This is a genomic window from Amycolatopsis albidoflavus (genome assembly GCF_039525725.1).
GTDB lineage: Bacteria > Actinomycetota > Actinomycetes > Mycobacteriales > Pseudonocardiaceae > Amycolatopsis > Amycolatopsis albidoflava.
This window is the reverse complement of sequence record NZ_BAAAHV010000022.1, coordinates 703,614-726,759: the sequence shown is the minus strand read 5'-3', so window position 1 is coordinate 726,759 and position 23,146 is coordinate 703,614. Positions and strand designations below refer to the sequence as shown.

General features: G+C 72.2%; 19 protein-coding genes. 3 read left to right on the top strand and 16 right to left on the bottom strand.

Annotated features, from left to right (window positions below):
* Positions 1 to 75: 75 nt before the first annotated feature.
* The 16 genes from ABD156_RS36475 to ABD156_RS36400 form a co-directional block, all read right to left on the bottom strand.
* Complete coding sequence (locus ABD156_RS36475; protein ID WP_344284855.1) at positions 76 to 951, bottom strand: cell division protein FtsQ/DivIB; 876 nt, start codon at positions 949 to 951, stop codon at positions 76 to 78.
* The gene (gene murC, locus ABD156_RS36470; RefSeq protein WP_344284851.1) at positions 948 to 2,366 is read right to left on the bottom strand and encodes a UDP-N-acetylmuramate--L-alanine ligase; all 1,419 of its coding nucleotides are present in this window, start codon (positions 2,364 to 2,366) and stop codon (positions 948 to 950) included. The genes ABD156_RS36475 and murC overlap by 4 nt, the downstream gene beginning before the upstream one ends.
* Positions 2,359 to 3,483 (bottom strand): undecaprenyldiphospho-muramoylpentapeptide beta-N-acetylglucosaminyltransferase, encoded by a 1,125-nt coding sequence (murG, locus tag ABD156_RS36465; RefSeq protein WP_344284848.1) that lies wholly within the window; start codon positions 3,481 to 3,483, stop codon positions 2,359 to 2,361. Before murG ends, murC begins: the two co-directional genes overlap by 8 nt.
* Positions 3,480 to 4,916: a putative lipid II flippase FtsW gene (gene ftsW, locus ABD156_RS36460; RefSeq protein ID WP_344284845.1), complete on the bottom strand. Its 1,437-nt coding sequence runs from the start codon at positions 4,914 to 4,916 to the stop codon at positions 3,480 to 3,482. Before ftsW ends, murG begins: the two co-directional genes overlap by 4 nt.
* The gene (gene murD / locus ABD156_RS36455) at positions 4,903 to 6,309 is read right to left on the bottom strand and encodes a UDP-N-acetylmuramoyl-L-alanine--D-glutamate ligase (RefSeq protein WP_344284842.1); all 1,407 of its coding nucleotides are present in this window, start codon (positions 6,307 to 6,309) and stop codon (positions 4,903 to 4,905) included. The genes ftsW and murD overlap by 14 nt, the downstream gene beginning before the upstream one ends.
* Before the next feature lie 3 nt (positions 6,310 to 6,312).
* A complete protein-coding gene (gene mraY, locus ABD156_RS36450; protein WP_344284839.1) occupies positions 6,313 to 7,395 on the bottom strand; it encodes a phospho-N-acetylmuramoyl-pentapeptide-transferase in 1,083 nt (360 codons plus the stop codon).
* A complete protein-coding gene (locus ABD156_RS36445; protein WP_344284836.1) occupies positions 7,392 to 8,900 on the bottom strand; it encodes a UDP-N-acetylmuramoyl-tripeptide--D-alanyl-D-alanine ligase in 1,509 nt (502 codons plus the stop codon). The genes mraY and ABD156_RS36445 overlap by 4 nt, the downstream gene beginning before the upstream one ends.
* Complete coding sequence (locus ABD156_RS36440; protein ID WP_344285348.1) at positions 8,897 to 10,456, bottom strand: UDP-N-acetylmuramoyl-L-alanyl-D-glutamate--2,6-diaminopimelate ligase; 1,560 nt, start codon at positions 10,454 to 10,456, stop codon at positions 8,897 to 8,899. The genes ABD156_RS36445 and ABD156_RS36440 overlap by 4 nt, the downstream gene beginning before the upstream one ends.
* Before the next feature lie 419 nt (positions 10,457 to 10,875).
* On the bottom strand, positions 10,876 to 12,789 hold the full coding sequence (locus ABD156_RS36435; protein ID WP_344284832.1) for a peptidoglycan D,D-transpeptidase FtsI family protein: 1,914 nt from the start codon (positions 12,787 to 12,789) through the stop codon (positions 10,876 to 10,878).
* The gene (ftsL, locus tag ABD156_RS36430) at positions 12,789 to 13,448 is read right to left on the bottom strand and encodes a cell division protein FtsL (RefSeq protein ID WP_344284830.1); all 660 of its coding nucleotides are present in this window, start codon (positions 13,446 to 13,448) and stop codon (positions 12,789 to 12,791) included. Before ftsL ends, ABD156_RS36435 begins: the two co-directional genes overlap by 1 nt.
* Positions 13,445 to 14,401 (bottom strand): 16S rRNA (cytosine(1402)-N(4))-methyltransferase RsmH, encoded by a 957-nt coding sequence (rsmH, locus tag ABD156_RS36425; RefSeq protein ID WP_344284828.1) that lies wholly within the window; start codon positions 14,399 to 14,401, stop codon positions 13,445 to 13,447. The genes ftsL and rsmH overlap by 4 nt, the downstream gene beginning before the upstream one ends.
* A 192-nt stretch (positions 14,402 to 14,593) precedes the next feature.
* Positions 14,594 to 15,025 (bottom strand): division/cell wall cluster transcriptional repressor MraZ, encoded by a 432-nt coding sequence (gene mraZ, locus ABD156_RS36420; protein ID WP_009080393.1) that lies wholly within the window; start codon positions 15,023 to 15,025, stop codon positions 14,594 to 14,596.
* 629 nt (positions 15,026 to 15,654) lie between these two features.
* The gene (locus ABD156_RS36415) at positions 15,655 to 16,353 is read right to left on the bottom strand and encodes an ESX secretion-associated protein EspG (RefSeq protein WP_344284814.1); all 699 of its coding nucleotides are present in this window, start codon (positions 16,351 to 16,353) and stop codon (positions 15,655 to 15,657) included.
* Positions 16,350 to 16,943 carry a PE-PGRS family protein gene (locus tag ABD156_RS36410; protein ID WP_344284811.1) on the bottom strand — a complete coding sequence of 198 codons (594 nt, stop codon included), beginning with the start codon at positions 16,941 to 16,943 and terminating at the stop codon, positions 16,350 to 16,352. The genes ABD156_RS36415 and ABD156_RS36410 overlap by 4 nt, the downstream gene beginning before the upstream one ends.
* Before the next feature lie 22 nt (positions 16,944 to 16,965).
* Positions 16,966 to 17,514 (bottom strand): DUF3558 family protein, encoded by a 549-nt coding sequence (locus tag ABD156_RS36405; protein ID WP_344284808.1) that lies wholly within the window; start codon positions 17,512 to 17,514, stop codon positions 16,966 to 16,968.
* Complete coding sequence (locus tag ABD156_RS36400; protein ID WP_344284806.1) at positions 17,507 to 17,872, bottom strand: hypothetical protein; 366 nt, start codon at positions 17,870 to 17,872, stop codon at positions 17,507 to 17,509. Before ABD156_RS36400 ends, ABD156_RS36405 begins: the two co-directional genes overlap by 8 nt.
* A gap of 265 nt (positions 17,873 to 18,137) precedes the next feature.
* On the opposite strand from ABD156_RS36400, the gene ABD156_RS36395 reads away from it, so the two are divergent.
* The 3 genes from ABD156_RS36395 (at position 18,138) to ABD156_RS36385 (ending at position 23,142) form a co-directional block, all read left to right on the top strand.
* Complete coding sequence (locus ABD156_RS36395; RefSeq protein WP_009080396.1) at positions 18,138 to 19,202, top strand: AAA family ATPase; 1,065 nt, start codon at positions 18,138 to 18,140, stop codon at positions 19,200 to 19,202.
* 33 nt (positions 19,203 to 19,235) lie between these two features.
* Entirely contained in the window at positions 19,236 to 20,507 is a 1,272-nt protein-coding gene (locus tag ABD156_RS36390) for a DUF58 domain-containing protein (protein WP_344284803.1), read from the top strand.
* Positions 20,508 to 20,583: 76 nt separating this feature from the next.
* Positions 20,584 to 23,142 carry a transglutaminase TgpA family protein gene (locus tag ABD156_RS36385; RefSeq protein ID WP_344284800.1) on the top strand — a complete coding sequence of 853 codons (2,559 nt, stop codon included), beginning with the start codon at positions 20,584 to 20,586 and terminating at the stop codon, positions 23,140 to 23,142.
* The last annotated feature ends 4 nt before the right edge of the window (positions 23,143 to 23,146 follow it).

Genomic DNA, 23,146 nt, shown 5'->3' with positions numbered 1-23,146 from the left:
CGTACGAACCCGGCAAGCGTACGCCATACGAGAAATCAGGGCCACCGAACCCCGACAAGCGGCCGGGCCAACGGCCTAAGAGGTGATAGTCGGCAGCTCCGGCGCCGAAACGTCGTAGATCTTCCCCTGCTGCGTCAGCAACGCCGCCAGCACCTTCGCCTTGCGATCGGTGTTCTCCGCGTTCCCCCACCGCACAGTCTTGCCAGTGGACAGCGTGAACTCCACGCTCGCCGGAGTCTGCGCGCTCACCGTCGTGGTCTGCTTCAGCAACTGCTCCGGCAGCACCCCGAGCACAGCCGTAACCGCACGGGTGACCGGATCGTCCACCGAAACCTTCGGCAGCTTCAACTCCGGCAGCCCCGCCGGACGGGTCTTCACCGTCTTGAACACGACCCCGCCGCCGTCGACAAGATGCACCCCGTCGCCGCCGGGACCGCTGTCGAAGAACGCGATCGCGGTCCGCTCAGTCACCGCGATCTCGAGCGTCGTCGGCCACGACCGGGACACGTCGACCGTCGCGATCCCCGGCATCTGCGCCACGCGGTCGCGGATCCCGTCGACGTCCGCCCGCAGCATCGGCTGCCCGGACGGCACCGCGGCGGTCGCGCGGATCTGGTCCGCCGACACCGATTTCGCGCCCTGCACCTCGATCGTCTTCACCGAGAGCAGCGAGCTGAAGAACAGCAGATACCCCAGCGCCAGCAGGGTGACCACGGACAGCAGCGCCACCCAGCGGCGGCGGATCTCCTTGCCGCGGGTCGGCCGGGACTTCCGCGCGGACGACCGCGCCGAGCGGCTCGAGCGGCCCGAACGCGCGGCGGTCCGGGCGCGGGTGCGCTGGCGCTCCTCCTCGGTCCGCCGCCCCCGTCGTTCCCGGGCCAGGGCAGCACGCTGCTCCTCGCCCGCGCGAGGCGCGGGCGAGCGACGGCGCTGCTGCCGGGTCCCGGTCATGCTCGTCCGGCCCTCCGGTCCAGCTCGGCCAGGATCTCCGGGCCCAGCTGCGTCACGTCGCCCGCGCCCATGGTGATCGCGAGATCGCCCGGCCGCACGAGGTCCGCGACCAGGCCGGCGGCCACGTCGAAGGCGGGCTGGTAGTGCACCGGAACGGTCACCCGGTCGGCGATCAGCGCGCCGGTCACGCCCGGCACCGGCTCCTCGCGCGCGCCGAACACGTCGAGCACCACGACCTCGTCGGCCAGCGACAACGCCTCGGCGAACTCGGCCGCGAAGGTCTGCGTGCGCGAGAACAGGTGCGGCTGGAACACCACGACGACGCGTCCGCTGCCCGCCGCCGTGCGCACCGCGCGCAGCTGCGCGGCCACCTCGGTCGGATGGTGCGCGTAGTCGTCGTACACCCGCACGTCGCCCGCGCGGCCCTTGAACTCGAACCGGCGGCGCACCCCGCCGAACGCGGCGAGCCCGGCGGCCATGCCGTCCAGCGGCGCGCCGAGTTCGAGCCCGGCGAGCAGCGCGGCGACCGCGTTGAGCGCCATGTGCTCCCCCGGCACCGCGACCCGCAGGTCGTGTTCTTCGCCGTCCAGCGCGATCCGCACGACGCCGCCGTCCGGCGCGGGCGTGTAGTCGAGCACGCGCACGTCGCCCTCAGCGGAAGCGGCGCGGCCGTAACGGCGCACCCGCACTCCGGCCGCCGCGGCCTCGTCACCGAGGCGGGCCGCGCCCTCGTCGTCGGCGCACACGATCAGCAGGCCGCCCGGCTCGATCTGGCCGACGAAGTCGCTGAACACCTTCACGTACGCCTCGGCGGTGCCGTGGTGGTCGAGGTGATCGGGCTCGACGTTCGTCACCACCGCCACCGACGGCGAATAAGTGAGGAAGGACCCGTCGCTCTCGTCGGCTTCCGCGACGAACACGCCGCCCTCGCCGTGGTGCGCGTTGGCCCCGGATTCGTTGAGGTCGCCGCCGATCGCGAACGACGGGTCCATCCGGCAGTTCTGCAGCGCCACGGTGAGCATCGACGTGGTCGACGTCTTGCCGTGCGTTCCCGCGATGCACGCGACGCGGTGCCCGGCCATCAGCCCGGCCAGCGCCTGCGCGCGGTGCAGCACCGGGATGCCGCGTTCGCGGGCCGCGGCGAGCTCCGGGTTGGTCTCCTTGATCGCGGTCGACACCACGACGGCCGACGGCGGTTCGGCCAGCTCGCCGAGGTTTTCCGCGGTCTGGCCGACGAACAGGGTCGCGCCCTGCGCGCGCAGCGAAAGCAGCGCGCGCGACTCCTTGGCGTCCGACCCGGACACGGCAGCGCCGCGGGCGAGCAGGATCCGTGCGATGCCGGACATCCCGGCCCCGCCGATCCCGATCAGGTGCGCCCGGCGCAGCTGCGCGGGCAGTTCGGGCGTGTCAGGCACCGGCGGCCTCCAAAACGATGCGGGCGAGGGTCTCGTCGGCCTCGCGGTGGCCGAGCCCGACCGCGGCGGCGCTCATCGCGGCGACCCGGTCGGCGTCGGTCACCAGCGGGATCACCAGCTCGGCGACCTTTTCCGCGGTGAGGTCGGCGTCGGCGACCATGAGCGCCGCGCCGGCGTCCACCGCGGGCTGGGCGTTGACCGCCTGCTCGCCGTTGCCGTGCGGCAGCGGGACGAACACCGCGGGCAGCCCGACCGCGGACACCTCGGCCGCGGTCATCGCGCCGGACCGGCACACCACCGCGTCCGCCGCGGCGTAGGCCAGGTCCATCCGCTCCAGGTACGGCACCGGCACGTACGCCGGACGGCCGGGAAACTCTTGCACCGCAAGGGAATTCTTCGGCCCGTGCGCGTGCAGCACGCCGACGCCGGCCTCGGCGAAGTCCTTCGCCGCGCCGGAGATCGCGGAGTTGATCGACGCCGCGCCCTGCGAACCGCCGAACACCAGCAGCGTCGGCGCGTCCGGGTCCAGCTCGAAGAATTCGCGCGCCTCGGCGCGCAGCGCCGCCCGGTCCAGCGTCGTGATCGAGCGGCGCAGCGGGATGCCGACCACCTCGGCCTTCGGCAACGGCGTGCCCGGCACCGCGACCGCGACGCGGGACGCGAACCGGGCGCCGACCTTGTTGGCCAGCCCGGCCGACTTGTTCGCCTCGTGCACGACGATCGGCGTGCGGCCGCGCGCGGCGAGGTACGCCGGCAGCGCGACGTAGCCGCCGAAGCCGACCACGACGTCCGCGTGCACCCGGTCCAGCACCTCGCGGGTGCGGCGGACCGAATCGCGCACCTTCAGCGGCAGCCGGAGCAGCTCCGGCGTCGGCTTGCGCGGCATCGGGACCGGCGGGATCAGCTCCAGCGGGTACCCGCGCGCGGGCACGAGCTTGTTCTCCAGGCCGCGTTCCGTGCCGAGAGCGACCACTTCGGCGTCCGGGCGCAGCCGCTTCACGGCGTCCGCCAGCGCGAGCGCGGGTTCGATGTGCCCGGCGGTGCCCCCGCCTGCGACCACGACGACCGGCGCCCGGCCTGCCGCCGAACGCTCGGTTCCCTTGACGGGCTTGCTCACCAATGACCTCTCCGGTTCGCGGTGCTCCGGGCACCGCGGTTCGCTGTAGTCCGCCGCGCCGACCGGCGGCGTTCCTGTGCCGGGGCGGGCCGGGCCGCACGCGGCGCCGGCCGGGCCGCCTTCGTCCCGTTCCCCGCGGCGCGCGTTCCCTTGCGGGTGGACGGCGGGCGGTACGGATCGGGCGCGGGCAGCCGCAGCAGGCGTCCGAATTTACCCGGCCCGTGCGAGCGCAGTGCGGCCACCGCCTCGGGTTCGTGCCGCGCGGCGTTGGCCAGCACGCCCATGATGAGCATGGTGATCACGAGCGACGTGCCGCCGTAGGAGATCAGCGGCAGCGTGACGCCGGTGACCGGCAGCAGCCCGACCACGTAGCCGATGTTGATGGCCGCCTGCGCGACGAGGAACACCGTCAGCGTGCCCGCGACGATCCGGATCCACGGGTCGATGTTGCGGGTGGCGATGCGCAGGCCGACCACGGCGACGCCGGCGAACAGCGCCAGCACCACCGCGCAGCCCACGAAGCCCAGTTCCTCGCCGATCAGCGCGAAGATGAAGTCGTTCTGCACGTTCGGCAGGTAGCCCCAGTTCGACGCGCCCTGCCCGAGCCCCTTGCCGAACAGCCCGCCGTCGGCGAGCGCCAGCTTGGCCTGGTTCGCCTGGAACCCCTCGGCCGAGGTGTCCGCGTCCGGCGACAGGAACGACATCACCCTGGCGAGCCGGTAGGGCGCGATGATCGCCAGCACCAGCACGCCGCTCAGGCCGCCGGCCAGGATCACCCCGAAAAGCCGTTTCGGCGCGCCGGCGAACCACAGCAGGCCGAGCAGCACCACCGCGAGCGTGATCGTGCCGCCGAGGTCGGGCTGCATCATCACCAGCGCGAACATCAGCAGCGCCACCGGCACCACCGGGACCAGCAGGTGCCGCCACTGATGCAGCTTGCTGTACTTGATCACCAGGATGTGCGCGCCCCAGAACGCCAGCGCCACCTTCGCCGCCTCGACCGGCTGGAAGGTGAACACGCCGAGCTTGAACCAGCCCTGCGAGCCGTTCACGGTCGACCCGAGCGGCGTCAGCACCAGCAGCAGGAGCCCGAGGCAGATCACCGTCATCGTCGCCGACATCCGGCGGATCCGCTCGAGCCGGACCCGCAGGCCCACCCAGAACACGATCCCGCCGAGCGCGACGAACATCAGATGCCGGAAGAACAGCGCGTACACGCCGCTGCCGGTCTTCGGGTTGTACGAGGCGACCGACGACGCGGACAGCACCATCACCGCGCCGATCACGGTGAGGATGCCGGTGAGCGCGAGGACCAGGTGGAACGACGCCAGCGGCCGGGAAAGCCAGGCGGTCAGCCCGGTGCGGAGCGCGACGAACGGGCTTTCCTTGCGGACGCGCCGCGGCCGGGGCTTGTCTCCGTCAACGACTGTCATCCGCCGCCCCCGCCGCGCCGTCGGCCAGCGCACGCACCGCGGCTTCGAACGCGTCGCCGCGCGCTCCGTAGCCGCGGAACATGTCCAGCGAGGCGGCGGCGGGCGCGAGGAGCACCACGTCACCAGGACGAGCCAGGGCGCTGGCCGCATTCACCGCCGCAGTCATGGGCTCATCGTCACCCGGAAGGAGGCGGTTGCACGGGACATCCGGCGCGTGTCGCGAGAGAGCGGCTTCGATCACGGGGGAATCGGCGCCCAGCAGGACAGCCGCGCGCAGCCGTCCGCCGACCGCGGCGACGAGTTCGTCCACCGACGCGCCTTTGAGCTGCCCGCCGGCGATCCAGACCACGCTTTCGTGCGCCAGCAGCGAGCCGAGCGCGGCGTGCGGGTTGGTGGCCTTCGAGTCGTTGATGTACCGGACGCCGCCGACCTCGGCGACCTCCACCGCGCGATGCGGGGCGGGCTCGTACGCGCGCAGTCCCTTCCGCACCGCCGCGAGCGGCACTCCGTGCGCACGGGCCAGCGCGGCCGCGGCGAGCGCGTTCGCGAGGTTGTGCGGTCCGGCGGGGCGGACGTCGGCGATCTCGGCCAGTTCCTCGGCGCTCGTCTCCGGGTCGGCCCCGAAAGCGCGGTCCACCAGCAGGTCTTCGACCAGGCCCAGCTCTCCGGCGCGCGGGGTGTCGAGCACGAACCCGATCCGTCGCGCGTCGTCGGGCGCGTGCTCCTCCGCGATCCGCGTGGACCACGGGTCGTCGACGTTGTGCACGACAGCTCGGGAACGGTGGTGCGCCCGGCCTTTCGCCGCCGCGTACTCCTCCATCGAGCCGTGCCAGTCGAGATGGTCTTCGGCGAGGTTCAGCACCACCGAGGCGTCCGGCGCGATCGTGGACGACCAGTGCAGCTGGAAGCTCGACAGCTCGACGGCCAGCACCTGGTGCCCGCCGCGCACCGCGTCCAGCACCGGGTAGCCGACATTGCCGCAGGCCACCGCGTCCGCGCCGGCCGCGCGCAGGATCGATTCCAGCATCCCGACCGTGGTCGTCTTGCCGTTGGTCCCGGTGATCACCAGCCACGCGGGCGGATGCTCGCGCAGCTGCCCGATCCGCCAGGCCAGCTCGACGTCGCCGATCACCTCGATGCCCGCCTCTGCCGCCGCGACCAGCAGCGGAGACGTCGGCCGCCAGCCGGGGCTGGTCACCACGAGCGCGGTGTCCGCCGGGGGTTCGGTCAGGCCGGGCACCAGCTCGGCGTCCAGGTCGTCCAGTTCGGCGAGCCGCTCGGCGTTGCCGTCGGTGACCGTGACCCGCGCGCCCAGCTCGCGCAGCACGGGAACGACCGATTTCCCGGTGACCCCCGCGCCCGCGACCAGAACGTGTTTGCCGTCAAGCTGCAAGGCTCAGCCTCCGAAGTTGAGCTGCTCGCTGTAGAACAGCCCGAGCCCGAACATGCAGCAGATCGCCGAGAGCAGCCAGAACCGGATGATCACCGTGGTTTCGGCCCACCCGGCCAGCTCGAAGTGGTGGTGGAACGGCGCCATCCGGAACAGCCGCCGCCGCGTCGTGCGGAAGACCGCGATCTGCGTGACCACCGAGATCATCTCGACCATGAAGAGGCCGCCGATGACGATGGCGAGCAGTTCGGTGCGGGTGGTCATGGACAGCCCGGCGACGAGGCCGCCGAGGGCGAGCGAACCGGTGTCGCCCATGAAGATCTTCGCCGGAGCGGCGTTCCACCAGAGGAACCCGACGCAGGCCCCGGTGGCCGCCGCCGCCACGACGGCGAGGTCGAGCGGGTCGCGCACGTCGTAGCAGGCCGGGAGCGGCTGCGTCGAGCAGGAGAGCCGGGCCTGCCAGAACGAGATGACCACGTACGTCGCGAGCACCATCGCCGCCGCGCCGCCGGCCAGGCCGTCGAGGCCGTCGGTGAAGTTCACCGCGTTCGACCAGCCGGAGATGACGATGTAGCAGAAGATCACGAACACGACCGACGGGAACGTGATGAGCGCCAGGTCCCGGACGTAGGACAGGCTCTGCGACGCGGGCGTGAGCCCTTGGGCGTCCTTGAACTGCAGCGACAGCACCGCGAACAGGATGGTGATCACGAGCTGGCCGACCAGCTTCGCGGTCTTGTTCAGCCCGAGGTTGCGCTGCTTGCGGATCTTGATGAAGTCGTCGAGGAAACCGACCACGCCGAGTCCGACCGCGAGCATCAGCACGAGCAGGCCGGACGCCGAGGGGGCCGCCGCGCGCGAGTTGCCGATCCAGGTGATCAGGTGCGCGACGAAGTAGCCGACGACCATCGCGGTGATGATCGCGACGCCGCCCATGGTCGGCGTGCCGCGCTTCGACTTGTGCCCCTGCGGGCCTTCCTCGCGGATCTCCTGGCCGAAGCCCTGCCGCGAGAAAACCCGGATGAGGTAGGGCGTGAGCAGGATCGAGACCAGCAGACCCGCCGCGGCCGCGATCATGATGTTGATCACGCGTGACCACCGTTCGAGCGTTCAGAGTTCAACGTGGAGGGGGAATTCCCGGGATCGGCCAGCAGCGCTTCGGCCACCCGCCAGAGACCGGCGGCCTTGGACGCCTTGACCAGCACCACGTCCCCGGGACGGAGCTGATCATGCAGTACGGCGACGGCGGCCTCGACATCGGGTACCAGCACCGACTCCTCGCCCCAGGAGCCCTCCTGGAACGCGCCCTGGTGCATGGCGGCCGCTTCCTGGCCGACCACGACGAGCTTCTCGATGTTCAGCCGGACCACGAGCCGCCCGATCGAATCGTGCGCGGTCACCGAGTCCTCGCCCAGCTCGCCCATCACGCCGAGCACCGCCCAGGCGCGGCGGCCGGAGCGGCTCATCGAGGCCAGCGCCTTCAGCCCGGCCCGGACCGATTCCGGGTTGGCGTTGTACGAGTCGTTGAGGATCGTGACGCCGTCCGCGCGGGTCGTGACGTCCATCCGGCGCTCCGAGCGCCGCTGCAGGGACGACAGCCGCCGCGCGATCTCCTCGGTGGTCGCGCCCAGCTCGCGCGCGATGGCGGCGGCCGAGAGCGCATTGCCGACGTGGTGCTCGCCGTGCAGCGGCAGCGTGACCGGGGCCTCGCCCTCGGGCGTGATCAACCGGAAGGACGCGCGGGCCTCGTCGTCGACCGTGATGTCGGCGGCCCGGACCTGCGCCCCGGCCGACTCCCCCACGCCCACGACGCGGGCCTTCGTACGGCTCGCCATGGCGGCGACCAGCGGATCGTCGAAGTTCAGCACCGCGAGACCGTCTTCGGGCAGCGCCTCGACCAGCTCGCCCTTGGCCTTCGCGATGCCTTCGCGCGAGCCGAACTCGCCGACGTGCGCGCTGCCGACGTTCAGCACCGCACCGATCCGAGGCGGCGTGGTCACCGCCGCCTCGGCGATGTGCCCGACCCCGCGCGCGGACATCTCCAGCACGAGGAACTTGGTCGACGCGTCGGCCCGCAGCGCGGTCCACGGGTGGCCCAGCTCGCTGTTGAACGACCCGGGCGGCGCGACCGTCGGGCCCATCGGCTCGATCAGCTGCGCGATGACGTCCTTGGTCGAGGTCTTGCCGGACGAACCGGTGACGCCGATGACGGTCAGCCCGCCCGCCGCCAGCCGGTCGACGACGTGCCGGGCGAGCTTGGCCAGCGCGGCCAGCACAGCGGCCCCGGAGCCGTCGGTGTCGCCGGTCAGCGCGACCGACCCGGCGTTGCCCTGTCCCGGCGGCAGCGGCGGCACGACGATCGCCGGAGCGTCGACCTCCCGCGCGGCCAGCACGCCGACCGCGCCGGACTCGACCGCCTTCGCGGCGAAATCGTGTCCGTCGACGCGTTCGCCGGGCAGGGCGATGAACAGCCCGCCCGGGCCGAGCTGGCGGGTGTCGAATTCGACGCTGCCGGTCACGACAGCGGATCCGTCGGTGCGGTGCAGCCTGCCGCCGACGACGTCGGCGATCTCGGCCAGGCTCAGCTCGATCACGCGGTCACCTCGAGACGCTTGCGGATGGCGGCCTCCAGCTCGTCCCGGTCGGAGAACGGGTGCACCACACCCTGGGCCTCCTGGCCGGTCTCGTGGCCCTTGCCTGCGATCAGGACGATGTCTCCCGCCCGGGCGAGCGACACCGCGGACGCGATCGCCTCGCGCCGGTCGCCGATCTCCACGACTTCGCCGCCCGCCGCCGGCCCGACCGCGCGGGCCCCGGCCATCATCGCGGCGCGGATCGCGGCCGGGTCCTCCGAACGCGGGTTGTCGTCGGTGACGATGAGGAGATCGCTGCGGCGCACCGCGGCCTCGCCCATCATCGGGCGCTTCGCGGTGTCGCGGTCGCCGCCGCAGCCGAGCACGGTGATGATCCGGCCGTCGGTGCGGGCGCGCAGGGCGTCGAGGCCCTGTGCGACCGCGGCCGGTTTGTGCGCGTAGTCGACCACCGCGGTGAAGTCCTGGCCGAGGTAGACCCGCTCCATCCGGCCGGGCACCTCCACCGAGGCGAGCCCGGCGACGATGTCGTCGGCGTCGATGCCCGCGCTGTCCAGGATCGCCGCGGCGAGCACCGCGTTGGCGACGTTGAACGTGCCCGGCAGCGGGATCTTCGCCGCGCGGCTGAGCCCGTCCGGCCCGAGCAGCGTGAAGGTCTGCTCGCCGGCCGGGGTCGCCTCGATGTCGGCGGCCCGCCACAGCGCGTCGGCCCCGGCCTCGATCGACACGGTCACCGTCTGCGGAGTGAGCAGCGCCTGCCCCCACGCGCTGTCGACCACGACGACCTCGGTGGTCGAGCGGCCGTCGAACAGCAGGGACTTGGCGGCGAAGTACTCCTCCATGTCCTTGTGGAAGTCGAGGTGGTCCTGCGACAGGTTGGTGAACGCGCCGACCGCGAACCGGGTGCCGTTGACCCGGCCGAGCGCCAGCGCGTGGCTGGACACCTCCATCGGCACGTGCGTGACGCCGCGCTCCAGCATCACCGCGAGCAGCGCCTGCAGGTCCGGGGCCTCCGGCGTGGTGAACCCGCTGGCCAGGCGCTCGCCGGCGATCCGGGTCTCGACCGTGCCGATCAGGCCGGTGGTGCGCCCGGCGGCGCGCAGGCCCGCGTCGACCAGGTAGGAGGTGGTGGTCTTGCCGGAAGTGCCGGTGACGCCGAGGACCGACAGGTGCAGCGACGGCTCGCCGTAGATCCACGCGGCGATCTCGCCGAGCGCGGCGCGCGGGTCCGGGTGCACGAGGACCGGCACCGGCGCGTCGCGCAGCGCGGGCCGCTCGGCCCCGCTCGGGTCAGTCAGGACGGCCGCGGCTCCGGCGGCGAGCGCCTGCTCGCTGAAGTCGGCGCCATGCGCGCGGGCTCCGGGAAGGCCGGCGAACAGGTCTCCGGGCAGCACATGCTGCGCACGCAGCGTGGCGCCGGTGACGGTGAGGTCGGCGGCCTCGGGACGGTCGGCGATGAGCCGGGCTCCCGCACGGGCGAGCAGAGTGGCCAGCGGGACCGGGTCGATCCGGGCCGGCCGGGGCGGCGCGGCGGCTGCCTTGGCCGGGCTGTCCGGCAGCGAGGCGGCAGCGGGCCCGCTTCGGGGCTGGGACGAGGACACGGACACGCCGGAGAGGTTACCGAGGCCGGATCCGGGTGACCCAACGCGGTACGGCGAACGCGCGGGCGCGTCGCGAGTGTGCTAGGCGAGGCGGTCAAGATCGTTGCGGCGCAACCCTTTCCCCAGTGCCACACCGGCCCGTGTGGACGATCGCCCAGCCCCGCCCCAATGTGGCATTGGGTGCGTCCCACGCACCCAATGTGGCGTTCGGTGCGTTGAGCGCACCCAATGCCACATTGGGGGTCTTGCCAGCACCCGCCTCGCGGCTCTCGCCATTCCCGCGGAAGTCCGTGAAGGGCCCCTTGAGGGAATCAGATTCCCTCAAGGGGCCCTTCACGGACGTTCACCGTCTCGGGCGGGAAGGCTCGGCCCGGAGGTCAGCCGACGACGAGCGGAACCACCGGCGACGGCCCGTCCGACAGCGGGATCTGGTACCGCTGCGACAGGTACGACGCGATCGTGTGGAACAGCGGCCCGGCGGAATGCCCGGCGGGCGTGCTGTCCGGCGCGTCCAGCCGGATGCCCACGACGAACCGCGGGTGGTCGGCGGGCAGGATGCCGGCGAAGGTGATGTTCGCCAGGCTCGAGCTGTACGCCTTGGTGCGCGGGTCGATCTGCTGGCCGGTGCCCGTCTTGCCGGAGATCTGATACCCCTCCAGCCCGGCCGACGGCGCGGTGCCCGCGTTCGGGCTCTTGGCGTTCTGCACCACCGAACGCAGCATGTCCCGCACTGTCTTCGCGGTCTCCGGGCTCACCACGCGCTCGGTCTTCGGCGGCGCTTCCGGCGTCACCGTGCCGTCCGGGTTCTTCTTCGCCTTCACGATCCGCGGTTCGACGCGCAGGCCGTCGTTCGCGATCGCCTGGTACATCCCGGCCATCTGCACCACGGTCATCGAAAGTCCCTGCCCGATCGGCAAGTTGCCGAACGTGGACGCCGACCAGTCCTTGCGCGGCGGCACGTATCCGGAGCTTTCGCCAGGCAGGCCGATGCCGGTCTTCTGCCCGATGCCGAACTTCTTCAGCAGTTCGAGGTACCGGTCCGGGCCGACCTGCTGCGCGAGTTCCAGCGTGCCGACGTTGGAGGACTTCGCGAACACGCCGGTGGTGGTGAACGTCTGCGTTCCGTGCACCCACGCGTCGTGCACCGTCCGGTCGGCGACCTTGATCGAACCCGGCACCTCGAGCGTCGAGGTGGGCGTGGCGATCTTGTCGTCGATCGCCGCGGTCGCGGTGACCACCTTGTTCACCGAACCCGGCTCGTACGGCGTGGTGATCGGGCGGTTGTTGAGCAGGTCGTCCTTGATCGTGGAGGGGTCGTTCGGGTTGAACGTGCTCGCGTCGGCCAGCGCGTACACCTCGGACGTCTTCGCGTCCATGATCACCGCCTGGCCGCCCTTGGCCCCCGCCTTCGCGACATAGTCGCTCAGCTGGCGCTGCAGCTCGAACTGCAGGTCGGAGTCTATGGTCAGCTCGAGGTCGGAACCCGGGACAGCGGCGTTGAGCACGTGCTCGGTGCCGGGCAGGTACAGGTTGTCGTTGCCGTTCTGGGTGTTCACGATCTCGCGGCCGGGCGTGCCCGCCAGGTCCGCGTCGCGCGATTTCTCCAGTCCGATCACGCCGTGCAAGTTGTGCTTCGACACGTCGGGGTCGTCCATCCGCCAATTCGACAGACCGACGATGTTCGACGCGAGCGTGTCGCCCGGGTACTCGCGCTTGGCCCGCTTCTCGACGCTGATCCACGCATACTTCTTGACGATCTGGTCGGCCACCGACGGCTCGACATTGTCGACGAGGTAGGTGAAGGACTGCTGTTTGTGCAGCAGTGCCAGCTGTTCTGCCTCAGTGGTGAGGTGCGGGACCTTCTGCGCGATCAGCTTCGCCGCGCCGGCGACCTCGGTTTCGAAGTTGCGGCCCTTGTCCGGGTACTTCTTCGCGTACTCGTCCATCGACTTGTGCAGCGCCCGCAGGTTCACCGACAGCGTGCGGGTTTCCACGCTGAACGCCAGCTTCGCGCCGTTGCGGTCCACAATGGACCCGCGCTGGGCCGGGATGTCGATGGTGAGCGTGCGCTGCCGTTCGGCCGCCGCCGACAGCGTGGGGGCCTCGAACCACTGCACCTGCACCAGTTTCGCGCCCGCCACGACCATCAGCACGACCAGCATGATGCGCACCGCCGAAAACCGGCTGCGCTGTCCGCCGTTGCCCCGCTTCGCGACAGCACGGCGGGTGCCCGCGGCGTAGGTCCTCCGCGCGCTGCCCGCCGCCCTGGAACGGCCGCCTCCCGCTGCCATCACTGTCCTCCCGCGGTACCTGCGGCAGTGCCCGGCAGGTCTCCTTCGATGCCGCCCTCCGCCGCCGGCGGAGCAGCGGGAGTCGACGGCGGCGCGGCCGAGTCCTGCTCGTCCGGCTGGGCCTTCTTCGGTTCGCCGACAATGGTCGTCTTGCCGTCCTTGCCGACCACGATGCGCGCCGGGTCGCCGCCGGGCACCATGCCCAGCTGCTTGGCCGCGGGCGCGAGAGACGCCGGGGACTGGGCCTTCGCGACTTCGCGCTCCAGCCGGTCCTTGGTCTCCATGAGAGAAGCGCTGTCCGTGCGCAGCTTTTCGAGCCGGTACGAATCGGCGATCGCCTGCGTGGTGAACCACAGCGTCGCGGCGACCCCGACCGCCAGCAGCCCCATCATCACGAGCACGAAGGACGCGCGCGACCGCGGCCAGCGCAGCTTGAGCCGCGTGCCCACAGTCTTCGCCACGACGGTTTCCGGTTCGGCGGCAGGCCTTTTCGGCGCACGCTGGCGCAACAGGTCGGCCCGCTGCGCCCGCCGGGCGTACGCGCGCTCGGCGGCTGTCGTGCGCCGCCGCCCCGGGGCTTCCGTCTCGGTGACGGTGTTCCGCGGTGCCCGCTCCGCAGCGGTCGACGACGAGCGGCGGGACTTCGTAGGTGCGGTCATCGCGGCTCTCCGATCCGTTGTGCTGCGCGCAGCCGCACCGAGGCGGCCCGCGGGTTGTGCTCGATCTCGCTCTCGCCGGCCTTCTCCGCTCCCCGCGTGAGGAGCTTCAATTCCGGCCCGTGCCCGGGAAGCTCGACCGGAAGCCCTTCCGGCGTCCGGGATTTCGCCAGTTCCGCGAGCGCCTGCTTCACCAGCCGGTCCTCGAGGGACTGATAGGACTCGACGACGATCCGGCCGTCCATCGCCAGCGCGCCCAGCGCCGCGGGCATCGCCCGGCGCAGCACTTCCAGCTCGCCGTTGACCTCGATCCGCAGCGCCTGGAAGGTGCGCTTCGCCGGATGCCCGCCGGTGCGCCTGCTCGCCGCGGGCACCGCGGAGTAGAGCAGTTCGACCAGCCTTCCGCTGCGGGTGAACGGTTCCTTCTCCCGTTCCGCCACCACGGCGCGGACGATCCGCTGCGCGAAGCGTTCCTCGCCGTAGTCGCGCAGGATCCGGATCAGCTCACCGGGCGCGTAGGTGTTGAGCACGTCGGCGGCGGTGAACCCGGTGGTCGGGTCCATCCGCATGTCCAGCGGCGCGTCCTGCGAATAGGCGAAACCGCGTTCGGCGCGGTCGAGCTGCATCGACGAGACGCCGAGGTCGAACAGGATTCCGTCCACTTGGGACAGTCCCAGTCCGGACACCGCCTCGGGAAGTCCGTCGTAGACCGTGTGCACGAGATCGACGCGGTCGCCGTGCCGCGCGAGCCGCTCCGCGGAGCGCTCGAGCGCGGCGGGATCGCGGTCAAGGCCGATCAGCCGGAGCCGGGGAAAGGCCGCGAGCAGCGCGTCGGAATGGCCGCCGAGGCCCACGGTCGCGTCGACGAGGACGGCGTCTCGATCGGCCAGCGCGGGGGCGAACAGCTCGACGATGCGGTCCAGCAGCACCGGAACGTGCTCAGCCGCGTCCGTCATGTCTTCCCCCTTTCTGCCGCGAGTGTTTCCGGGGAAGATGCGGCGGATGCCGTCAGGTCCCTGCCCGCCCGCTTGCTGACCTGGCACCGGGGAAGGTGCGCCAGGGTCAAAGAGCGGACAGAGGCCTCACGGCATCCGCGTCGAACGGCGTACCCGCGTCCCCCGACGACGCAGGTTCGCCTGAGGCGTCTCCTAGAAGACGCCCGGCAGAACTTCCTCCCGAGCCTGTGCGTAGCTGTCCTCGTGTTCGTCCAGGTAGCCCTGCCACGCCTGGGCGTCCCAGATTTCGAGCCGGGTGATCGCGCCGATCACCACGCACTCCTTGTTCAGCCCCGCGTACCGGCGCAGCTCCGGCGCGATGGCGACGCGCCCTTGCCCGTCCGGACGTTGCTCGTCCGTCCCGGCGAACAGGTAGCGCTGGTAAGCCCGCACCGCCTCGTTCGTGAACGGGGCTTCGGCGACCTTCCTGGCCATCTGCTCGAACTCGGCACGGGGGAAGACGAAGAGACAGTGGTCCTGCCCCTTGGTGACCATCAGCCCGCCTGCCAAGGCTTCGCGGAACTTCGCGGGCAGCGTGAGCCGCCCTTTGTCGTCCAGCTTCGGGGTGTGGGTGCCGAGGAACACCGGCCTCCACCTCCCTACCGGATCCGGTTGGCTCCCCGCCCGGTTCCGGCTCGGGGGCTCCCTTCCGCCCCACTGGCCACCACCGTACCCCACTTTTCACCACAGTCAACGAGTCTTGCGCGCGTGCCACTCCGTCGAGTGGCGCGTTTGCGCAGGTCACGGAGGTGGGTCCAGGTGGGGGCCGGGTGGGGGGACCGTGGCGAAGATCCCCCGCACCGGGGTCTTCCGCAACCTCGGGACGCGTGAAACGTCCGAGTTTCGGCAGCGTGGGGACCCGTGGTGGGGGAACCGGTGGGGGCTGGTGGGGACGCGGGTGGAGCGGGGTGGGGGAACCTCAGTGGGGCCCGGTGGGGGGCGTTGTGGGGACGCCGTGCCGCTCTTGGGACGCGCGGTGGGCTGAGTGGGGGCAGCGCGGCTCGGCCTGGTCACGCCTCGGAAGCAAGTGAGCCGAGCCCGGTGGGGCGGCGTAGGAACTGGTTGCGGCCAGCCGGACGGAACCCCGCGCGACAGTGCCGGGACAGCCGCGGCGGGGCGAGGGAGGACCGCTGTCGCGCGGGGTCGTGAGTGGCAATGCCGGTTAGAACCGGCATAAACACTCACGAGCGGCCGTCCACTTCAGACCAGCCGGGTCAGCGCGGCACCAGCTCCATGACCCGCTCCACGAGCCGCGGGCTGTCCACCGGGGACACCGTCACCCACTCCTGTCCGCCGCGGCCCGGCGAGGACACCGTCGAGTAAGCCCCGGCGTCCGTGTCGAACCAGGTCAGCCCGCCGGTCCTGGACAGTTTCCCCGCCCGGTCGCGGACGTGGACGGTGAACTGCCCCGCCGCGTACACCGGCCGGGCCTGGATCGCCCGCAGCTCCTCCCCCTGTGCGCCGCCGGGCGGCTCCCCGGCCGCGGGCAGCCGGACGCCGTAGCCGGGACCGGCCGAAAGCTCGGGCAGCACGTCGACGATCGCCGAGGCCAGTTCGCTTTCCCCGATGCCGCGCACGCCGATCGTCCGCGCGGGCTGCACAGCCAGCACCGCGTTCCGTCCCCGGATCGCGGCGACCGCGCGGAACGGTTCGTCCGCAGTCATGTCCGCGAGCGCCTCGCACTCCACATATCGCTCCGCGGACGCCAGCAGCCGAAGGCTGTTCTCCAGGGATGCGTCGAGACGGCCGTCGAAGAGGCCGCGTTCGCCGAGGTTCCGGTAGACCTCCGCGCGGATCGCGGACCGGTCGGCGTCGGTCTCCCCCACGCTGCGCACCGCCAGCGGCGCGGGCGGCGCGTCGAGGCCGAGGTCGGCCCAGACGATGTCGAACGCGGACGCCGACAGGCTGATCAAGCCGGCCCCGCGCCGAGCGGCGGGACCGCCGGGAAACCGCCTTCGGGCACGAGCCCGCGCAACGCCGTGTCCCGGGTGCGCAGGACGTCGATCGCCTTCTGCCGGGCGGCCTCGGCTTCGGCGCGCCGCTCGTCCATGGCGGACGACAGCCCGGCCAGCCGCACCATGCTCCCGCTCGCGGCGGCGGAACGGATCATCGCCGCCGGGTCGAACTCCACCGGCGCGGGCATGTCCGCCCGGGCCCGCGCGGCGACCTCGGCCTGTCCGTGCACGGCCTCCCCGACCTTCGCCGACACCACGGAAGTCTCGGCCAGCCAGCCGGACGCTTTGCCGAGCACCGACCGCATCGCGTCGCCGGCGTCGCCCTGCCAGGTCTCCTCGCTGCCGGCCGACAGCGCGACCAGCCCGCCGATCGAGTCCTCGAGCCGTTGCGACAGACCGGCCCACCGCGTGCCCGATTCGCCCGCCGCCGCCGGGTCGTTGCCGTCGACCGCCTGCGCGGCCAGCGCCGCGTGGCTGAACGCTTCGTACCGGGCCGTCGGCTCGGGAGCGGCCGGGGACTCGGCGGGCACGGCCGGGGTGTCGGTCACGACTTTCCTCCTCGCACGGGGTTCACGGCAGCTTCGGCTCGAGCAGTCCGGCCACGTCGCCCGCCCGCGAGCAGGCGAGCGCGGAGTCGGCGAAGTTCGCGTTGTTCACGTCGACCTGCACGCTCTGCGCGCCGCCGACGTCGAGCAGCACCGCGCAGGTGCCGCGGCTGCCGGACACCTGCACCGCCTGGTGCGAGCCGACGTCCTTCTTGGTGCGCTTGCCGTCGGAGAGGTCGAGGTTCGCCAGTCCGTTGGTTTCGTCGAGGGTGACGGTGAGGCCGAACGTCGAGGGCACGGTCCAGTCGCACGCGCGGGCCTCGCCGATCGTCTTCGGCTTGCCCTGCCCGGTGAGCCCGGCCGACGACCGGTCCTGCGGCGAGAGCAGCGTGCACGGGTCGAGCTTGGCCAGCGACGGGGCCGAAGACGAGGGCGGCGCGGGAGCCGGCGGGCCTCCGTCCGCGGGCGCGGCGTGCGAGATGCCGGGCATCCGGCCGCACGAAACCAGCGAGACCAGCACTGCGAGCCCGGCAACGGAAAGGAGCGCGGCGCGCGCCGCGAAACGGTCAGCCACCGGTGCAGTCCACGCCTTCGGCGGCTTCGCTGTCCTGGTCGCGGTATTTCTCCAGCGCGCCGCCGATGCGTTTCTTCAGTCCGGCGATCTCTTTCCCGAACGCCGTGAGCTGGTCGACCGCGGACCCGTCGCGGCCGAGGCCGTACTTCGCCATGAACGCGCCGACCTCGCCGGCGTACCCGCCGCCCAGCGGCACCGACCGGCCGAGCACGGCGGCCTCGCGGACCATCTCGCCGACGACGTCCTGCAGCTCGCCCAGCTTCGAATAGGTCGCGGTCGCCAGTTCGGGCGTGACCGCGAACCGGCCGCCGGACAATCCCGGGAGCCCGGCTTTCCGTTCCGCCTCGGCCTCGCTCATGCGCGGATGCACCTCTTCCGACGTCGAACCGTGGTCGGGCGACTTCGTTTCGGAGCATACGACAGTGCATACGGTCAGCGGGATCACCTGAAAATGCCTCATAATCACCCGTAAGAAGGAGTGCCGGGGTGGCTGGGCGTCACCATGAAACGATCTCGGGGTTCCGCCGCCCAGTTCTCCCGGGTTTGACACACTGGGGAGAACGCTGGACAAGGCGCGCATCCCCGCCGGTTCGCGTCCAGCTATTGCGCCACCAGGAGGTCGAGTGACGTCGAGAATCCAGTCCGCTTCCCCCGCCGGAGGTCACGGCAACGGGTCCGGGCAGCCGCCGTACCCGGCGGTCGAGTCCGCGGACGGGCTGGCGCAGGTCCCGGCGGCCGGGCTCGGCGAACTGCACGACACCGCCCGCCGGATCGCCGCGAACGTGGAGCGCGTCCTCGTCGGCAAGCCGGACGTCATCCGGATCGCGCTGGTGACCCTCCTGGCCGAGGGCCACCTGCTTGTCGAGGACGTGCCGGGCGTCGGCAAGACCTCGCTCGCGAAGGCGCTCGCGCGCTCGATCGACTGCACCGTCAGCCGCGTGCAGTTCACCCCCGACCTGCTGCCCAGCGACGTCACCGGCGTCTCCATCTACAACCGGCAGACCGGCGAGTTCGAGTTCCGGCCCGGCCCGGTGTTCGCGAACATCGTGGTGGGCGACGAGATCAACCGGGCCTCGCCGAAGACGCAGTCCGCGTTGCTGGAGTGCATGGAGGAGCACCAGGTCACGGTCGACACGAGCACGTACACGCTCGGCGCGCCGTTCATGGTGATCGCGACGCAGAACCCGATCGAGATGGAGGGCACCTACGCGCTGCCCGAGGCCCAGCGCGACCGGTTCACCGCGCGGGTGTCCATCGGCTACCCCGACCAGCAGGCCGAACTGGCCATGGTCGACGAGCATTCCGGGCACAATCCGCTCGCCGACCTGACCCCGGTGTCCGACGGCGAGACGATGCTGCGGCTGATCGAGACCGTCCGCGGCGTGCACATCGCGCCGGAGGTCCGCCGGTACGCCGTGGACGTCGTGTCGGCGACCCGGCAGGTGCCGGAGATCCGGCTCGGCGCTTCGCCGCGCGCGACGCTGCACCTGGTCCGGGCCGCGCGGGCGCAGGCCGCGCTGTCCGGGCGCGACTACGTGGTGCCCGACGACCTGCACACGGTCGCCGTGCCCGTGCTGGCGCACCGGCTGGTGCTCACCACCGAGGCGCACGCCGCCCGCCGTTCGGCGACCGACGTGGTCCGCGCGGTGCTGCACCGCGTCCCCGTCCCCCAGGGCTCGGCCCGCTGAGGCGCGTCCCGCTACCCGAAACAGGGAATCCGCATGCTGCGCGCGCTGTCCGGCCTCACCACCCGAGGCCGTTGCCTCCTCGCCGCCGGGATCGCGGCCGCGGTGTGCTCGCTGGTGCTCAACGAACGCGACCTGCTGCGGGTCGCGGTGTTCGTCGTCGCCCTGCCGCTGCTGGTCGCCGCCTACATCTCGGCCACCCGGCTGCGCCTCGGCGCCGCGCGCGCCCTGCGCCCGGACCGGGTCGCGGCGGGCTCGACCGGCGAGGTCGACCTCGAGTTGTGGCGCAGCGGACGGCTGCCCGGCGGCGAGGTGTTGCTGGAGGACGGCGTGCCGTACGCGCTGGGCTCCCGGCCGCGGTTCGTGGTCGAGCGGCTGCCGCACGACCGGCGCGTGCTGCTGCGGTACCCGCTGCGGCCGGCCATGCGCGGGATCCAGCAGGTCGGCCCGCTGCGCGCGACGATCACCGATCCGTTCGGGCTGTGCGAGTTCGAACGGGAGCTGATCGGCCATTCGCGGCTGGTCGTCGTGCCGCGCGTGGTGCCGTTGTGGGGTCTGCCCGGCGGCGCCGGGGCCGGTGCGGGCGACGACGGAAGCGTCCGGCTGCATTCCGGGCAGGGCGAGCCGGACGTGATCGTGCGGCATTACCGCACTGGCGACGACATGCGGAAAGTCCACTGGCGTTCGACCGCGCGCCGCGACGAGATCATGGTCCGCATCGAGGAACGTCCTTGGCGCGGCGGCACGACAGTGCTGCTGGACCACCGCGCGGCCGCGCACCACGGAAGCGGTCCGACGGCCAGCTTGGAGTGGGCGGTGTCGTTCGCCGCTTCGGTGTCGCTGCACCTGCGGCGGACCGGCCACCGGGTCCGGCTGGTGACCGAACACGGCGTCTCGCTCGCGGACTCTCCCGGCGACGGCGGCGAAGGCTACGACAACCTGGTGCTCGACGCGCTGGCCGCGCTCCAGCCGGCGCACCAGCGAGACGTGACGCTCGGCCACGATCCGGCCGAAGGACAGGAACTGATCGCGATCCTGGGCACGGTGAGCGCGGAATCGGTGCACGAGCTGACGCGGTACCGCGCGCGCGGCGTCCGCAGCCTCGCCGTTCTCCTGGACACGCCGACCTGGGCGGGTTCGGCCTCGCCGGACCACCTCGCCGCGGCGACGAAGGAATCGGCGGAGCTGCTGCGCGGAGCGGGCTGGGGCGTCGTGGTGGCCGGGCCGAAGACGCCGATGCCCGAGGTGTGGGGGCTGCTGTGCCGCGCGGGCACCCACCGGTCGACGGTGATCGGCGGAACGCGATGAACCTGACGACGACCGTCGTGAGTGGCAATGCCGGTTCTAACCGGCTTCGCCGCTCACGAGCACGCAGGGGGAACCGATGACCACCACCGCTCCCCGCCCGTCCGGCGCGCCGCCGATCCCGCACACCCCCACCCCGCAGCCGACCGATCCGCCGCCCGCGTGGCGGAGCAGCGTGCTGCCGCCGATCGCCGCCGGGCTCGCGACGCTGTGCGCGGCCACGTCGCTGACCAGCGTCGTCTCCGGATGGGCCTGGTTCGGGTACCTCTTCGTGGCCGTCGTGCTCGTCGCGGGCACCGGCCTGGCGTTGCGCTCGCTGCGCGCGCCGACCGTCGTCGCCGGGTTCGGGCAGCTGCTCGTGCTGCTGTTCCTCATCACCGGCGCGTTCACGACGCAGGGCATCCTCACGATTTTCCCCGGCCCCACCGCTTTCGGCGAACTGCAGGCCACGCTCACCGCGGCGGCCGACCAGATCCGGACCGGCCTCCCGCCGGTCGACAGCACGCAGCCGATCCTCTGCCTGGTCACGATCGCGGTCGGGCTGGTCGCGGTGCTGGTCGACACGCTCGCCGTCGCCGCCGCGGCACCGGCCGCGACCGGGCTCGTGCTGCTCTGCGTGTACGCGGTGCCCGCCGCGTTGTCGGACGAGCTGATGCCGTGGTGGACGTTCGTGCTCGGCGCGGGTGCCTTCGCGTGTCTGCTCGCCCTCGACGGCAACCACCGGCACCGCCGCTGGCGCAACCGCGACGCGCCCGGCTCCGGCAGCATGCTGCGGCTCGCACAAGCCCCGGTGGCCGTGGTCAGCTCGGCGATCGTGCTCGGTCTGCTGGGCGGCGGGATCACCGTGGTCGGGACCGTCGGCAAGATCCCGTTCGGCTCCGGTCCCGGCGGCGACGGCGACGGAACCGGCGGGTTCGGCATCGCGCCGTTCACGCAGTTGCGCGGACTGCTCGACCAGGGCCAGAACACCGAACTGTTCCAGGTGCGAGGCCTCGGCGCGGACCGGCGGCTGATGCGCGCGTTCACCTTGGACACCTACACCCCGAACAAGGGCTGGGGCCTGCGCGCCGGCGGCCAGGCACAGAGCGGTGTCCTCGCGAACAGCACGCTGCCCGCCGCGCCCGGCGACGACGGCACCGGGGTGTCGCGGCAGATCCAGATCCAGCCGACGCGCTGGGTCGACAACTGGCTGCCGGTCTACGGGGCCCCGCGCGCGCTCCGGGGCGTGCCGCCGCAGTGGCTGTACGACCGGGTCAGCGGCTCGGTGTTCACCACGGCGAGCGAACCCGCGCCGGCGTACGTGGAAACCGCGTCGCTGAAGGAGCCGACCGCCGACGAACTGCGGGACGCCGCGCCGAAATCCGACGAGGTCCCCGCGCTGTACACGCGGATCGGCCAGGTCGACCGGCGGGTCTCGGCGCTGACCGACCAGCTCACCGCGGGCAAGACGAACAACTTCGACCGGGCCACCGCGCTGTGGCAGTACTTCAGCGCGCAGAACGGTTTCGTGTACGACACGAAGACCGCCGACGCCACCGACGCGGACGCGCTCGCGGACTTCATCCTCAAGGGAAAACGGGGCTACTGCGAGCAATACGCGTCGGCGATGGCGGTGATGCTGCGGGTCGCGCACATCCCCGCGCGCGTCGCGATCGGCTTTACCCCGGGCGTTTCCAAGGGCGACTACCAGTCGATCAGCTCGCAGGACGCGCACGCGTGGGTCGAGGCGTACTTCGGGGACAAGGGCTGGGTCAGCTTCGACCCGACCCCGCTCGCCGACGGACGCGGCATCGTCCCGCCGTACCTCGAGCAGAACACCCACAACCCGCAACAGCCCAACGCGACCGACGACCTCCCGACGGCCCCGCGCTCGGCCGCTCCGTCCACCGGCGCGTCGGCGGACAAGACCCACGACCAGGCTGCTCCCGCCGCGCCCGCGGACACCACCCCGGACGACAGCTGGCTGACCTGGCTCGCGTTGACCCTGGCCGTGCTGGGCGCCGCCGCCGTTGCCGCGTCTTATTTCCTGCGCCGCCGCCCCCGTCCCGGCCTGACCCCGTCCGGTGTCCCGCCGGGCGCCACGCCTGACGGCAACGTGCTGGTCAGAAACCCTGTCACCGCCCCGACTCCGCTGCACCTGGCCGCGTTGTGGCTGCCGCTGACCGGAGCGGTCCTGCTGGTCGCCGCGATCGGCTTGCTGGCCGGGACAGTGTCGTGGTGGTTCGCCTTGGCGGTCGTGCTGATCCTCGCGGCGACCGGCGGCCCCGCCGCGATCCGGGACCTGGTGCGCCGCCGCCACCTCCAGACGATCGCGACGCACTCCCCCACCGCGGCCGACGCGGCGTGGCGAGAGCTGAAGGCGGAGTGCGCGGACCGAGACCTGCCGATCTCCGACAGCGACACGGTCCGCGTGGCCGGCGGAAAGATCGCCGAACGCCACCGCCTGGACGAGCCCGGGCGGGAGGCGCTGCGGACGGTGCTGGGCGCGGTGGAACGCAGCTGGTACAGCGACGAGGCCGCCCCGGACGCGACTTTGGAGCCTGCTTTCGGACAGCTGCGGGACAGTCTGCGCCGGACCGCTCCGTTGTCGCTACGGGGGCGGCTGTTCCCCCGGTCGGTGCTTCGCCGACGGCGGTGAGCTT